A 13,898-nucleotide genomic window follows, 5' to 3' on the forward strand; every position below is an offset into this window, starting at 1 on the left:
TCAGCCTAACGGCGGGGTGGCCGGGAGGTGCCCCATGTAGGTGACCGAGCCGGCCGTCTCCCGGACCTCGCTCAGGTGACCGCCCGCCGCGCCCAGCCCCCGCAGGTACGCCAGCTCGCCCGCGTGGTCGGCGGCCGCCGGGAACTCCCGCCGGTGCGCGGTGAACGTACGAGCCCGCAGCGTGGAGCGGACGTCCCGCCCCTCGGCGAACCGGTCGGCCAGCGCACCGGCGTCGCCACCGCGCAGCGCCTCGGTCAGTTCGTCCAGGAACGCGCCGAGCGCGTCCAGCTCGGCGAGTACGCGGTCCCGGTTGCCGAGCAGCATGTTCGCGGTCCGCTCGGGTGGCCCGCCGGCGACCCGGGTGCCGTCGGAGAAGCTGCCTGCGGCGAGCGTCAGCACCGCGTCCCGCAGCGCCGAGCGGTGCACGGCGCCGGCCAGCGCGCCCGCCAGCACGTGCGGTACGTGCGAGGCGAGCGCGGCGGCGCCGTCGTGCTCCGGGGCGGACATCGGCACCACCCGGGCGTGGAAGACGTCCACCAGCAGCACCGCCAGCCGCCGGAACGCACCCAGGCCGGTCGGCCCCGGGCAGAGCACCCAGGCGGCGCCGTCGAGCAGATCCGGGCTGGCCGCGCCCGCTCCGGCGCGGTCCGCGCCGGCCATCGGATGCCCCGGCACGAAGCGGTGCCCGAGCCCCTGCACGCTGGCGGCGGTGCTCACCGCGGCCTTGACGCTGCCGACGTCGGTGAGCACGCAGGCCTCATCGGTCACGGCGGCGACCCGGGCCAGTGTCGTCGGCAGCGTGGGCAGCGGGCCGCAGAGGAACACCACGTCCCGGCCGGTGACCGCCTCCTCGACCGTGCCGGGCGCGTCGACGCCCCGGTCGCGTACCTGCCGGCGGGCCACCGGATCGGGATCCCAGCCGGCGACGTCGAGCCCGGCGTCGCGCAGCCGCAGCAGCACCGAACCGCCGATCAGCCCGGTGCCGACCACCGCCGCCCGCGCCAGCGCGCCCGCCACGTCAGGCCCCGGCGAGCCGCCCGGCCACCGCGTCCACGTGCTCGTCGGACTCGGTGAGGGCCACCCGGACGTGCCGGGCACCGGCCGGGCCGTAGAAGACACCGGCGGCCACCAGGATGCCGCGCCGGGCCAGCCGGTCCACGGTCTCCCAGCAGTCCTCGTCCCGGGTGAGCCACAGGTAGAGCCCGGCCTCCGAGTGCTCGACGGTGTAACCCGCGCCGGTGAACGCCTCGCGCAGCTTCTCCCGCCGGACGCGGTAGCGCTCCCGCTGGGTGTCGGCGTGCTCCTGGTCGCCGAGCGCGGCCACCATGGCGGCCTGCACCGGGGCCGGGACGATCAGGCCCGCGTGCTTGCGGATCTTGAGCAGCTCGGCCACCAGTGCCGGGTCACCGGCGACGAACCCGGCCCGGTAGCCGGCCAGGTTGGAGCGCTTGGACAGCGAGTGCACCGCCAGCACGCCGTCGTACGAGCCGCCGCACACCTCGGGCGAGAGCACCGAGACGGGCTCGGCGTCCCAGCCCAGCGGCAGGTAGCACTCGTCGCTGGCGACCACCGCGCCGCGCTCGCGCGCCCACTCCACCACCTTGCGCAGGTGGGCGGCGGGCAGCACGCGGCCGGTCGGGTTACCCGGCGAGTTGACCCAGACCAGGCGGACCCGGGGATCCGGGCCCAGGGCGGTCAGCGAGTCGGTGCGTACCGTCGTCGCGCCGGCCAGCCGGGCCCCGTCCTCGTAGGTCGGGTAGGCCACCGACGGCACCACGACCACGTCACCGGCACCGAGCCCGAGCAGCGTGGGCAGCCAGGCCACCAGCTCCTTCGAGCCGATGGTCGGCAGCACGCCCAGGCCGTCGACGCCCGCGCCGCAGGCCCGCGCGACCCAGGCCGCGATCGCGTCCCGCAGGGCGGGCGTACCGGCGGTCAGCGGGTAACCCGGTGCGTTGGACGCGTCGGCCAGGGCCTGCCGGATCAGGTCTGGCACCGGGTCGACCGGCGTGCCCATCGACAGGTTGATGAGACCGTCCGGGTGCGCCGCGGCCGTGGCGGCCGCGGCGTCCAGGGTGTCCCAGGTGAAGTCGGGCAGCCGTGCCGAGACCGGCGTGTGCCGGTTCAGTGGCCCTCGCCGCGCGGCGGCTGCGCGGCGACGAAGGTGGCGTCCTTCTCCACCTTGCCGATCTTCGAGGCGCCACCGGGCGAGCCCAGGTCCTCGAAGAACTCGTAGTTGGCCCCGGTGTAGTCCTTCCACTGCTCCGGGACGTCGTCCTCGTAGAAGATTGCTTCCACCGGGCAGACCGGCTCGCAGGCACCACAGTCGACGCACTCGTCGGGGTGGATGTAGAGCATCCGGTTGCCCTCGTAGATGCAGTCGACCGGGCACTCCTCGATGCATGCCTTGTCGAGCACATCCACGCACGGCTCGGCGATGATGTAGGTCACCGGTCTTCTCCTCCGCAAGACTCGTCGCGATCAACCGCAACGGTAAGAGCCTAGTATCTCGCCGGGGAGGGGGTCGATCGTGCTCCGACAGCAGGACGTGGGACACCGGATCGTGGTCCGCCGGATTGTGGGGATTCGCGAGGGCCGCACGCTGTTCTCCGACGCGCTCGGCGAGCTCGTGGAGCTGAGCGAGACCCACATCACCCTGTCCACCGACGCCGGGCCGCTGCGCGTACCGGTGGCCGAGGTACACCGGGCCAAGCGGGTGCCGCCGGCCCGCCGGCCCACCGCCGCCGCCGTGGTCGCGCTGGAGCTGGCCGCCGACGAGGCTTGGCCCGCACCGGTACGCGGACGGCTCGGCGACTGGCTGCTGCGCTGGGCCGACGGCTGGACCGGGCGGGCGAACAGCGCGCTACCCGTCGGCGACCCGGACCGTCCGCTGCCCGCCGCGCTGGACGCGGTGCAGCGCTGGTACGCCGAGCGCGGCGGCTCCGCCCTGGTGAACACCCCGCTGCCACTGGCCGCACCCGTCGGCGCGGAGCTGGACGCCCGCGGCTGGACGTCCCGGCCTCCGGTACTGGTGCAGACAGTTCCGCTGCGCACCCTGACCGCGCCGCTGCCGCCGTCCGTCGTGCCGCTGCCGGGCGCCGCCCCGCTGCCGGCTGCCGCCTCCGCCGGCGTGCCGCCGGTGACGCTGGCGGACGCGCCCGCCGACGACTGGCTGGCGATCGCCGCCGGGCGCAAGGGCGGGCTGCCGGACGCCGCCCGACAGGTGCTCACCGGGACGTCCCGGGTCCGCTTCGCCGAACTGCGCGAGGACGGCCGGCTGCTCGCGGTCGGGCGGGGCACGGTGACCGGCGAGGGCCGCTGGCTCGGCGTCAGCCTGCTGGAGACGGTGCCGCAGGCGCGCCGCCGGGGACTGGCCGCCGCTGTCGTACGCGCCCTGGCCGGCTGGGGCGCCGCCGAGGGCACCACCGGCGCGTTCCTCCAGGTCGAACAGAGCAACACCGGCGCCGTGGCGCTCTACCGGCGGCTCGGCTTCACCACCCACCACACCTACCTGACCCGGGTCGCCCCGGCGGCCTGAGCGGCGCGACGGTCAGCGCCGGACGACCTTGCGGGGCCGGGTGCGCTTCATCTCGGCGTACCGCTTGAGCTGGCGGGACCGGTAGTCCCGGCCCAGTGCGGTCAGGATCAGGTAGCCGACCAGCACGCCCGCCGCGCTGGCCGCGAGGTAGAGCCAGATCTGGGCGAAGAACAGGCCCGCGCCGCCGCCGAACGGGTTCTCCCCGACCAGCAGCGGGCCGACGAACACGGTGAGCGCCAGCGCGATCGCGACCGCGGCGGCCAGGTCACCGGCCCAGCGGCCCAGCGGCCGGTCGGCGCCCCACCGGAACGCGGTGCCGGCCAGGATCAGTCCGATGACCAGGAACATGGCGAGCGAGACGCGGCCGGACGCGGTGTCGTCGTCCGGGAACGCGAGTTTGATGACCAGCCGGGCCACCACGTTCACCCCGAACAACGCGGCCGCCAGCACGCCCACCGCACGCCACCGCTGACCCATCGCACGCCTCCCGCCGTACCGCCCGCTCCCTCGGCGGGCCCTCTGGCAGGAATGTCTACCACCGCTGCCGGTGCGCCGTCAGCACCTCAGCGGACAGGCGGCGGTGTCACCAGTTGCCGGAAGCCCACCACCGCGAACGTGACCGCGCCGGACACGATCAGCGCGAGGCCCAGCACGTTGTCGCCGACCAGTGCGAGATCGCCCTCGACGGTACGGACACCACCCGCCACGATCACCACGAACCACGGCAGCGCGGCCAGCACGATCGCCCAGCGGCCACCGGTCGACCGGCGCGCGAACGAGCCCAGCAGCACCGTCGACGCCACCACGGCGGCGACCCCGACGGCCACCGCGCCGATCCCGACCAGCGCCTGCGCCACGCCGGAGAGGCCCTGCACGATGTTCCAGGCCCAGGTCGCGAAGATCAGTTCGAGCAACGCGAGCAGGACGCCGGCCCAGACCGTCACGACACCGCCGGCCACCCGCAACGCGCGGTCGAGCGCCCGCTCCGCCGGGCTCGGCGTCGCGGCCGTCGGCGGCTGCTCGGGAAGGGTCGACACGGGTACGGCCGGCAGCGTCACCGGAGACCGGCCGCGACCGGGGATCGCTGCGCGCTGTCCAGGGCGATCCCGGCGAAGAGGTCGTCCTCCCAGCCGTACGGGCCGGCGCCCGGCCCCTTCTCGCCGACCGCGAGCGTGAAGTACTCCACGCCCATGAACTCGCCGCCGAAGTTGCCGGCGATCGAGTAGAGCCAGGAGTTCGCCGGGATCTGGGTGGCGTGGGCGCGCATCGCCGCCTCCTTGGCGGCGTGCTGGTCGGTGGCGTCGATCCGGGCGGCGATCTCCGCGTCCGGCGTGCCGAACGGCAGCTCGTCGGCGCTCTCGATGCCGGCGAACGGGTTGTCCGAGGACTCGGTGAACGTTTCCAGGCCCGCGTCGAGAACGCTGCGCGGCATGGCCGTCCAGTAGACCTTCGCCGGGGCGATCCCCTCGTCCGCGGCCAGTTCCACCGCCCGCATCGCCACCCGGTGCGCCTGGATGTGGTCGGGGTGGCCGTAGAAGCCGTCCGGGTCGTAGGTGACGAGCACCTGGGGGCGGACCTCACGGATGACGTCCACCAGGTATCCGGCGGCGACGTCCAGGTCGGCCTGCCAGAACGCCCGCGGGTGCTCGTTCGTGGCCAGGCCCATCATGCCGGAGTCGCGGTAGCGGCCCGCGCCGCCGAGGAACCGGTGGTCGGTGACGCCGAGCGCGGCGCAGGCCGCCGCCAGCTCCCCGATCCGGTAGCCGCCGAGCTGGTCCGCCTCGGCCGCGCAGAGCCCGGCCAGCGCCGGGACGTGGATCTCGCCCTCCTCGCCCAGAGTGCAGGTGACGAGCGTGACGTGGGCGCCGGTGGCGGCGTAGTGCGCCATCGTCGCGCCGGTGCCGATCGACTCGTCGTCGGGATGCGCGTGGACCAGCAGGAGGCGTCGGTCGGGCAGGGTCGTCACGCCCGTCACTCTAACCGGCGGTCCTGCCCGCTCGACGGTGATGCGTCCGCCCAGGTCGGCCACATCACCCCCGGCGCCCGCCTACGCTGCAGGCGTGGACTTTCCCGAGCTGGCCGCCCGCACCCGTCGGTTCAGCCACGGGGCGCCGCGCGCCGTCGCCGTCGCGGGTGACGGTGCCCGGGTGATCTTCCTGCGTTCCGCGGGACCGGAGGACCCGGCCGACGCGCTCTGGCTGCTCGACGTCGACAGCGGCGAGGAACGACTGGTCGCGGACCCGGCGGTGCTGCTGGGCACCGACGCCGAACCGGCCCGCCTCGCCCCCGGCGAGCGGGCGCTGCGCGAGCGGTTGCGGCTCAGCTCCGGCGGCATCGGCTCGTACGCGCTGGACTCGGCCGGACGGGTGGCCGCGTTCGCGCTGGCCGGGCGGCTGTTCCGGGCCGACCTGGTGCACGGCGACGTGGTCGAGGTGACGGCCGTCGGGCCGGTGATCGACCCGCGGCCCGACCCGGCCGGCGAGCGGCTGGCGTACGTCACCGACGCCGCCGAGGGGGTGCGCCGGGGCCAGTTGCGGGTGGTGGAGCCGGACGGTACCGACAACCTGCTCGCCGGCGAGGACAGCGGCGTCACCTGGGGGCTGGCCGAGCACATCGCCGCGGAGGAGTTCCACCGCTACCGGGGGTACTGGTGGGCGCCGGACGGGCGCAGCGTGCTGGCCGCCCGGGTCGACGAGTCCCGCCTCGAACGCTGGTACCTGCACGACCCGGCCGACCCGGCGACCCCGCCGACGTCGCTCGCGTACCCCGTGGCGGGTGGGCCGAACGCGGAGGTCAGCCTGCACCTGCTCGACCTCGACGGCGGCTGGGTCGACGTGCACTGGGACCGGGAGACCTACCCGTACCTGAGTTCGGTGGACTGGACCGAGGGCGGGCCGCTCATCACCGTGCTGCGCCGCTCACAGCAGCACGGCCTGGTGCTCGCGGTGGACCCGCGCACCGGCGAGACGCAGGTGCACGCCGAGCTGGCCGACCCGCGCTGGGTCGAGCCGATCCCCGGCACCCCGGCGCACCTGCCCGACGGACGGGTGCTGGTCGGCGGCGAGCTGGCCCACGACGGGTACGACGCCCGCTGCCTGTTCGCCGACGGCACGCTGCTCACGCCGCCGTCGCTGTACGTGCGGCGGGTGGTCGGGCGGCTGCCGAACGGCCCGAACGCTGCGGCGGACCTGCTGGTGGAGGCGAGCGAGGGCGAACCGAGCCAGCGTCACCTCTACCGGGTGCGGACCACGATCGGCGGCGGCATGGACGCCCGCCGGATGGGCAGCGATCCGGGCTGGCACACGGCCTCGATCGGCGGGTCCACGCTGGCGGTGGGCATCGCGTCGCTGGAGCACGCCGGGGTCCGCTGGCGGGTGTGGCACGGCGACCGCGAGGTGGGTGAGCTGCGCTCGTTCGCCGCCACCTGCTCGTACGCGCCGCGGCCGACGATGGTCCGGGTGACCGACCGGCGGCTGCCCAGCGCGGTGCTCTACCCGGCCGAACACGTCAAGGGCACCCGGCTGCCGGTGCTGCTGGACATCTACGGCGGCCCCGGCCACCAGGAGGTGGTGGCGGCCCGCAGCGTCTGGCTGGAACGGCAGTGGTGGGCCGAGCAGGGCTTCGCGGTGGTCACCATCGACAACCGGGGCACCCCGGGCATCGCGCCGTCGTTCGAGAAGGCGATCCACCGCCGGGTCGCGGACGTGATCCTCACCGACCAGGTGGACGCGCTCACCGCGCTCGCCGACAAGCACCCGGATCTGGACCTGGGGCGGGTGGCGGTGCGCGGCTGGTCGTTCGGCGGCTGGCTGGCCGGGCTCGCGGTGCTGCGGCACCCGGAGTTGTTCACGTGCGCGATCGTCGGCGCGCCGGTCACCGACTGGGCGCTGTACGACACCGCGTACAGCGAGCGCTACCTGGGCATGCCCGAGGACGGGATGGACGTCTACGCCCACCACTCGCTGGTCGAGCTGGCCGCCGAGCCGCTCGGCGACCCGGCGCAGGCCCGGCCGATGCTGCTGGTGCACGGCCTGGCCGACGACAACGTGCTCGCCGCGCACACGCTGCGGCTGTCGGCGGCGCTGCTGGCGACGGGCCGCCCGCACTCGGTGCTGCCGCTCACCGGCGCGAGCCACCTGGCCGCCGGTGGGGTGTCCGAGCGCCTGCTCCGGCTGGAGCTGGACTTCCTCCGCCGCTACTTGTAAGGAAGGGCCCCTTCTTAACGCCTGCGGTAGAGGAAGGGCCCCTTGTTAACGCGAGGCGTTAACAAGGGGCCCTTCCTTCACCTACGGGCTACTGCTTGACGTACGCGTTGACGAAGTTCGGGTAGCCGAACACGGAGGAGATGAACACCCCGCCCGCCTTGGACCCGTGCACGTTGTACGCCACGTCCACGTAGAGCGGCACCACAGGCGCGTGCTCCTTCATGATCCGCTCGTCGAGCTTGCCCCATTCCGGGCCCTGCTCGGACGGCGGCAGCGCCAGGATCCGGTCCATCTCGGCGTTGATCGCGTCGTCGTTGAAGTACGACTGGTTGCTGTTGCCCTCGGCCTTGATGGTCCGGCCGTCGTAGAGCACCGGCAGGATCGACGCGCCGCTGGGCCAGTCCGCCGCCCAGTTGCCGATGTACAGATCCCAGGGGTTGTCCTTCTTCTTGATCTCGTCCAGCTTCGCGTCGTCCGGGATGTTCCGGACGGTGATCTTGAAGCCGGCGCGCTCCAGGTTGCCCTTGAGCTGGACCGCCTCCGCCTGCTCGGTCGTGTTGTCGGCGACGCCGAGGACCAGCTCGGGGGTCTGGCCGCCGAGCAGCTCCTTCGCCTTCTCCACGTTGCCGTTGGCGCCCGCCGGGTACGCGTCGTACGCCTTGTAGCCGATGGTCGACGGCGGCATCAGCGTGGTGATCGGCTGCGCGACGGTCTGGCCGCCGAGCGCCTTGACCAGGCCCTCGCGGTCGATCGCGTAGTTGAGCGCCTGGCGGATCTTCAGATCCTTGACCCGCTGAGTGTTGATCACGAGCTGGTTGGCGCTCGGGGTCGGCGACAGCAGCGTGCGGGGCTTCAGCGCCGGGTCACCGGCGACCTTGGCCACGAGCGAGGCGGGCACCGAGTTGAACGCCAGCGCGCTCTGGTCGGCACCGTTGTCGGCGATCACCCGGTTGTTGGCGGCGTCGGCGGTCGGCCCGAAGCTCCAGACGAACTGGTCCGGGTACTGGTGCCGCACCGGGTCGGTCTTCGCGTCCCAGTTCGGGTTGCGGTCCAGCGTGAGCTGGACCCCGACCTGGTTCTTGGCGATCTTGTACGGGCCGGACGAGAACGGCTTCTGGTCCAGGTTGACCCCGGTGTCCTTCTCCGGCTTGAGCGGCGCCGTGGTGGGCAGCGAGACCGCGAACGGCAGGTCGCAGCGCGGCTTGGCGAACTCGAAGCGCAGCGTCTTGGCGTCCGGCGTGGTCAGGCCCGGCGGCAGCGACGTCTTGTTCTTCTTGAAGTCCCACTTGGTGTCGTACTGCGCGGTGTCGGCCAGCCACTCCTGGATGTAGGTGGGGCCGCTGGTGAGGTCCGGGTCGAAGGAGCGGGCGATGCCGTACGCGATCTCCTTGGAGGTGATCGGGCTGCCGTCCTCGAACTTCACCCCGTCCTTGACGGTGAATTCCCAGACCTTGCAGTCGTTGTTGACGTTCTTGCCCGGGGTCTCGGCCAGGTCACCGACCAGGACCAGGCCACCCTTGCCGTCGTCCTTCCAGGTGGTCAGGTAGCGGGCGAAGAGCGGGCTGGCCATCAGGCCGGCGAACGAGTACGTCCGCTGCGGGTCCAGGTGGGAGATGGGGGTCTCCCGGATGATGGTGAACGTCCCGCCCTTGGCCGCGCCGTCGATCTCGGCGGCCGGCCCCTGCGAGTCCTTGGGGTCGGTCGCGATGACCCCGGTCTGCTGCCGGTTGGTGTCCACAGTGGTGCCTTCGCCCGTGTTCTCCGAGCAGGCACCGAGTGCCACAACCAGTGCGATGGCGCCGCCAGCGGCGGCCGCTGCGCGTGGTCGCATGTCCTACCTCCTCCACCCGTTCGCCGAGCGCTCCCGCCGACGTCCCGAGGATCGTAAAGAAGAAAAGCTACAAGTTAGGTAACAGTTGTCGATAAATTTCGTCGCGGTTCAGCCGAGCCGCACCCGCGGGTCGATCACCGCGTAGAGCAGGTCCACCACCACGTTCGCCAGCACCACGAAGACCGCCGCGATCAACACGGTCGCCATGATCGTCGGCAGGTCGCCCGCACGGACCGCGTCGACAGCGGTACGCCCCATCCCGTTCAGACCGAAGGTCGTCTCGGTGATCACCGTGCCGCCCAGCGCCCCACCCACGTCCAGACCGGCGATCGTCACCACCGGTGTGATCGCGGCGCGCAGCGCGTGCCGGCCGTACACCTTGCGTTTGGCCAGTCCCTTCGCCCGCGCGGTCCGGACGAAGTCCTCCGACAGCGTCTCCAGCATCTGCGCCCGGGACAGTCTCGCGTAGATCGCGGAGAAGAGGAACGCCAGCGCCACCCAGGCCAGCACCAGCCCGCTCGTCCATTTCAGCGGGTTGTCGAACAACGAGGTGTAGCTCGGTACCGGCAGCAGGCGCAGGTTGTAGACGAAGACGATGAGCAGCACCGCACCGACGAAGTAGAGCTGCAACGAGGCGCCGGTGAGCGAGAAGCCGATCGCGGCCCGGTCCAGCCAACTACCCCGGCGCAGCGCCGAGAGCATGCCCAGACCGACGCCGAGCAGCAGCCACAGGATCGCCGCCGGGATGACGATGCTCAGCGTCACCGGCAGCACCCGGGCGATGGTGTCCGAGACCGCCTCGTTCGACACGTACGACCAGCCGAGGCAGGGGGCGTCGCACCGGCCGCCCTGGGCGCTGCCCAGGTCCCGGCCGGTGAAGATGCCCTTCATGTAGCCGGCGTACTGGCTGATCAGCGGATCACGCAGGCCCAGTTCCTGGCGGACCCGCTCCAGCCGCTCCGGGTTGCAGTTCTTCGGGCACATGCCGGTGACCGGGTCGCGGGGAAGCGCGAAGAACATCAGGAAGCTGAGCACGCTCACCGCGAACAGCGTGAGCGCGGCGGACAGCAGCCGGCGGATGAGGAATCGCGTCATGGTCCGGCCTCCTACCGGGACGACTTCGGGTCGAGCGCGTCGCGCAGCGCGTCACCGAAGAGGTTGAAGGCGAACACGAGCGCGAAGATGGTGACGCCTGGGAAGAAGACGTACGCCGGGTCGGTCTGCAGGTAGTCGAGACTGCGGTAGATCATGCGGCCGAAGCTCGGCGTCTCGTCGGTGAGGCCGACGCCGATGAACGACAACGCGGCCTCGCTGGTGATGTACTGCGGCACCGCGAGCGAGAAGGCGACCAGGATCGGCGCCCAGGCGTTCGGTAGTAACTGCCGGAACAACATGTGCCCGAGGCCCGCGCCGCTGGCCCGCGCCGCCTCCACGAACTCGCGTTCGCGCAGCGCGATGATCTGCCCCCGGACCAGCCGGGCCGTGCCGGTCCAGCCGAACAGGGCGAAGATCGCAATGAGCACACCGATCTGGAAGTACGCCGGCACGGCCTCGCGCTGGCCGTAGAACCGCAGCGCGACGGTCGGCATCAGGGCCAGCGCGATGATCAGGAACGGCATGGCCAGGGTCAGGTCGGTGATCCAGTTGATCACCGTGTCCAGCCAGCCACCCAGGTAGCCGGCGAGCGTTCCCAGCGTCACGCCGATCACGGCGGTCAGCACGGCCGCGGCGAACGCGATGAACAGCGACGTCCGCAGGCCGTGCACCATCCGGATGAAGATGTCCCGGCCGAGACCGGGCTCCAGCCCGAACCAGTGCTCCCCGGTCACGCCACCGGCGTAGCCCAACGGCATGCCGTAGCCGTCGAGGCGGTTCTGGAACTGTTCCTTCGGCCCCACCCCGTACAGCGCCTCGATGAGCGGAACGGCCAGTGCGACGAGCACGAAGAACGCCAGCAGGCCGCCGCTGATCAGCGCGGTGCGGTCCCGCTTGAGCCGCGCGAGGGCGAGCTGGCCGGGTGACCGGCCGACGAACTCCTTCTTGCCGCGGTCGTCGCCCTCATCGGGCGACTCGATCTCGGCGAGCGCGACGCCCTCGACCGGCGACAGGCTCATGGGGACACCTCCACGGTTTCGCCGGTCGGCACGCCGACCGGTCCGCTCTCCGGGTAGTGGCAGGCGGTGAGTTGTCCGCCGCCGTCGCGGGTGGTCAGGGCGGGTTCTTCGGCGGCGCACCGGTCGGTGGCTTTCCAGCAGCGGGTGCGGAAGCGGCAGCCTGATGGTGGGTTGAGGGGGGTGGGGACGTCGCCGGTGAGGCGGATGCGTCCGGCGGGGCCGAGGGTGGTGACGTCGGGGATCGCGGACAGCAGCGCCCTTGTGTAGGGGTGCTGGGGACGGGTGTAGATGGTGTTCCGGTCGCCGATCTCGACGATCTTTCCCAGGTACATGACGGCGACGCGGTGGCAGAAGTGCCGCACGACGGCGAGGTCGTGGGCGATGAACACGAACGCCAGGCCGAGGTCGTGTTGCAGGGTGCGGAGCAGGTTGATGACCTGCGCCTGGATCGACACGTCGAGAGCGGAGACGGGTTCGTCGGCCACGATCAGTTTCGGCTTGAGCGCCAGGGCGCGGGCGATGCCGATGCGCTGGCGTTGCCCGCCGGAGAACTCGTGCGGATACCTGTTGTAGTGCTCCGGGTTCAACCCGACGAGTTCCAGCAACTCCTGCACGCGGTGTTTGACGCCGCCGGGTGGGGTGATGCGGTTGACCTGCAACGGCATGGCCACGATCCGTCCGACCGTGTGCCGGGGGTTCAGCGACGCGTACGGGTCCTGGAAGATGATCTGCAGGTCCTGCCGCAGCCCGCGCAGCTCACCGCGCCCGGCGTGGGTGATGTCCCGGCCCGCGAAGGTGATGCTGCCGGCGGTGGGTTCCAGCAGCCGCACCAGCATCCGCCCGGTCGTGGTCTTCCCGCACCCCGACTCCCCCACCAGGCCGAGCGTCTCACCCGGCCGCACGTCGAAGTCCAGCCCGTCGACCGCCCGGACGGCACCCCTGGCACGGAAGCCCTCACGCACCGGGAAATGCTTGGTCAGCCCCCGCACCGACAGCAGCGGCTCGGTCTCGGCGCTCATCGGGCCACTCCCACCTGGGCGATGTCCTGCTGGTAGATCCGGGTCCGCTCCGCCGTCGACAGATGACAGGCCACCAGGTGTCCCGCCTCGCCGGCCGCCCGCAGCTCGGGGACCTCGGTGCGGGAGCGGTCACCGTTGACGTCGGCATAGCGGCAGCGCGGGTGGAACGCGCAGCCCGACGGCAGATTGATCAGGCTCGGCGGGTTGCCCGGGATCGGCACCAGGTCCGCGTCGGCGTCGCCGTGCAACGACGGCACGCTCGACAACAACCCCCACGTGTACGGATGCTGCGGTCGCCGCAACACCTGCTCCACGCTGCCCTGCTCCACCGCCCGGCCCCCGTACATGACCAGGACCTCGTCCGCGACCTGGCTGACCACACCCAGGTCATGCGTGATCAGGATGATCGCCGACCGGAACTCCTGCTGGAGGTCACTGAGCAGGTCCAGGATCTGCGCCTGCACCGTCACGTCCAGGGCCGTGGTCGGCTCGTCGGCGATCAGCAGGTCGGGGTCGTTGACCAGGGCCATCGCGATCATCGCCCGCTGCCGCATCCCACCGGAGAACTCGTGCGGATACTGATCGAACCGCCTCGCCGGCTGCGGAATGCCCACCCGGTCCAGCATGTCCACCGCCCGCGCCCGGGCCTCACGCTTCCCGGCCTTCGGATGGTGCACCCGGTACGCCTCGGCGATCTGCTTGCCGACGGTGTAGTAGGGGTGCAACGCCGACAGCGGATCCTGGAAGATCATCGCCATGTCCCGGCCCCGCAACCGACGAATCTCCTCCTCACCCCGGCCCACCAACTGACGCCCACCCACCGAGATCTCCCCCGAGATGGCCGTCCGCTTCACGTTGTGCAGACCGAGGATCGCCAGCGACGTCACGCTCTTGCCGGACCCGGACTCCCCCACGATCCCCAACGTGCGACCCCGCTCGACGGCGAACGACACGCCGTCCACGGCCTTGACCACACCGTCCTCGGTGTCGAACCGCACCCGCAGATCCGTGACCTGGAGATAGGGCCCGTCGCCGGATCGCTGCTCCGGCACCTCCGGGCGGTCCGGCTCCCCGGACGGCACCGCCTCCGACCTGCCCATTGACCGCCTCCCCTTCGGTGATGAAGAGAACCTACAGGAAAACCCAGGAGGCGAAAATAAGCTACATCGAGTGGTCTGTCAGCGGCCGTAG

The 13,898-nt window shown here is 72.0% G+C and carries 13 protein-coding genes; 2 read left to right on the plus strand and 11 right to left on the minus strand.

Annotation, left to right across the window (positions count from 1 at the left end):
- The 3 genes from KSK32_RS06740 to fdxA are packed head-to-tail and all read right to left on the minus strand — an operon-like array spanning position 1 to position 2,451.
- Entirely contained in the window at positions 1 to 1,017 is a 1,017-nt protein-coding gene (locus KSK32_RS06740) for a prephenate dehydrogenase/arogenate dehydrogenase family protein (protein ID WP_216929560.1), read from the minus strand.
- Position 1,018: 1 nt separating this feature from the next.
- A complete protein-coding gene (gene dapC / locus KSK32_RS06745; protein ID WP_289256638.1) occupies positions 1,019 to 2,128 on the minus strand; it encodes a succinyldiaminopimelate transaminase in 1,110 nt (369 codons plus the stop codon).
- Positions 2,125 to 2,451, minus strand: coding sequence for a ferredoxin (fdxA, locus tag KSK32_RS06750; RefSeq protein WP_007464872.1), 327 nt, complete (start codon positions 2,449 to 2,451; stop codon positions 2,125 to 2,127). The genes dapC and fdxA overlap by 4 nt, the downstream gene beginning before the upstream one ends.
- A gap of 79 nt (positions 2,452 to 2,530) precedes the next feature.
- Here fdxA and KSK32_RS06755 point away from each other — a divergent pair, with 79 nt between their 5' ends.
- On the plus strand, positions 2,531 to 3,538 hold the full coding sequence (locus tag KSK32_RS06755) for a GNAT family N-acetyltransferase (protein WP_216929562.1): 1,008 nt from the start codon (positions 2,531 to 2,533) through the stop codon (positions 3,536 to 3,538).
- Between the two features lie 12 nt (positions 3,539 to 3,550).
- On the opposite strand, the gene KSK32_RS06760 is transcribed toward KSK32_RS06755, so the two are convergent.
- The 3 genes from KSK32_RS06760 to mshB form a co-directional block, all read right to left on the minus strand.
- Complete coding sequence (locus KSK32_RS06760) at positions 3,551 to 4,015, minus strand: hypothetical protein (RefSeq protein ID WP_216929564.1); 465 nt, start codon at positions 4,013 to 4,015, stop codon at positions 3,551 to 3,553.
- Between the two features lie 86 nt (positions 4,016 to 4,101).
- Positions 4,102 to 4,575 (minus strand): hypothetical protein, encoded by a 474-nt coding sequence (locus tag KSK32_RS06765; protein WP_289256506.1) that lies wholly within the window; start codon positions 4,573 to 4,575, stop codon positions 4,102 to 4,104.
- A 17-nt stretch (positions 4,576 to 4,592) separates the two neighbouring features.
- Positions 4,593 to 5,513: an N-acetyl-1-D-myo-inositol-2-amino-2-deoxy-alpha-D-glucopyranoside deacetylase gene (mshB, locus tag KSK32_RS06770; protein WP_216929568.1), complete on the minus strand. Its 921-nt coding sequence runs from the start codon at positions 5,511 to 5,513 to the stop codon at positions 4,593 to 4,595.
- 85 nt (positions 5,514 to 5,598) lie between these two features.
- On the opposite strand from mshB, the gene KSK32_RS06775 reads away from it, so the two are divergent.
- On the plus strand, positions 5,599 to 7,743 hold the full coding sequence (locus KSK32_RS06775; RefSeq protein ID WP_216929570.1) for a prolyl oligopeptidase family serine peptidase: 2,145 nt from the start codon (positions 5,599 to 5,601) through the stop codon (positions 7,741 to 7,743).
- A gap of 88 nt (positions 7,744 to 7,831) precedes the next feature.
- Here the strand turns inward: KSK32_RS06775 and KSK32_RS06780 are convergent, their stop codons facing one another.
- The 5 genes from KSK32_RS06780 to KSK32_RS06800 form a co-directional block, all read right to left on the minus strand.
- A complete protein-coding gene (locus KSK32_RS06780; protein WP_216929572.1) occupies positions 7,832 to 9,574 on the minus strand; it encodes an ABC transporter substrate-binding protein in 1,743 nt (580 codons plus the stop codon).
- A 108-nt stretch (positions 9,575 to 9,682) separates the two neighbouring features.
- The gene (locus KSK32_RS06785; protein WP_018784707.1) at positions 9,683 to 10,669 is read right to left on the minus strand and encodes an ABC transporter permease; all 987 of its coding nucleotides are present in this window, start codon (positions 10,667 to 10,669) and stop codon (positions 9,683 to 9,685) included.
- Between the two features lie 11 nt (positions 10,670 to 10,680).
- A complete protein-coding gene (locus KSK32_RS06790) occupies positions 10,681 to 11,688 on the minus strand; it encodes an ABC transporter permease (protein ID WP_216929574.1) in 1,008 nt (335 codons plus the stop codon).
- Positions 11,685 to 12,707: an ABC transporter ATP-binding protein gene (locus KSK32_RS06795; RefSeq protein WP_216929577.1), complete on the minus strand. Its 1,023-nt coding sequence runs from the start codon at positions 12,705 to 12,707 to the stop codon at positions 11,685 to 11,687. The genes KSK32_RS06790 and KSK32_RS06795 overlap by 4 nt, the downstream gene beginning before the upstream one ends.
- On the minus strand, positions 12,704 to 13,807 hold the full coding sequence (locus tag KSK32_RS06800; protein WP_216929579.1) for an ABC transporter ATP-binding protein: 1,104 nt from the start codon (positions 13,805 to 13,807) through the stop codon (positions 12,704 to 12,706). Before KSK32_RS06800 ends, KSK32_RS06795 begins: the two co-directional genes overlap by 4 nt.
- Positions 13,808 to 13,898 lie beyond the last annotated feature (91 nt).

It is taken from the genome of Micromonospora sp. WMMB482 (assembly GCF_019038635.1).
Taxonomy (GTDB): Bacteria; Actinomycetota; Actinomycetes; order Mycobacteriales; family Micromonosporaceae; genus Micromonospora; species Micromonospora marina.

Excerpts from the sequence above, each read along its gene's own strand:
- KSK32_RS06760 (WP_216929564.1), bottom strand. The coding sequence starts at position 4,015 with ATGGGTCAGCGGTGGCGTGCGGTGGGCGTGCTGGCGGCCGCGTTGTTC.
- KSK32_RS06780 (WP_216929572.1), bottom strand. The coding sequence starts at position 9,574 with ATGCGACCACGCGCAGCGGCCGCCGCTGGCGGCGCCATCGCACTGGTT.
- KSK32_RS06785 (WP_018784707.1), bottom strand. The coding sequence starts at position 10,669 with ATGACGCGATTCCTCATCCGCCGGCTGCTGTCCGCCGCGCTCACGCTG.
- KSK32_RS06790 (WP_216929574.1), bottom strand. The coding sequence starts at position 11,688 with ATGAGCCTGTCGCCGGTCGAGGGCGTCGCGCTCGCCGAGATCGAGTCG.
- KSK32_RS06795 (WP_216929577.1), bottom strand. The coding sequence starts at position 12,707 with ATGAGCGCCGAGACCGAGCCGCTGCTGTCGGTGCGGGGGCTGACCAAG.
- KSK32_RS06800 (WP_216929579.1), bottom strand. The coding sequence starts at position 13,807 with ATGGGCAGGTCGGAGGCGGTGCCGTCCGGGGAGCCGGACCGCCCGGAG.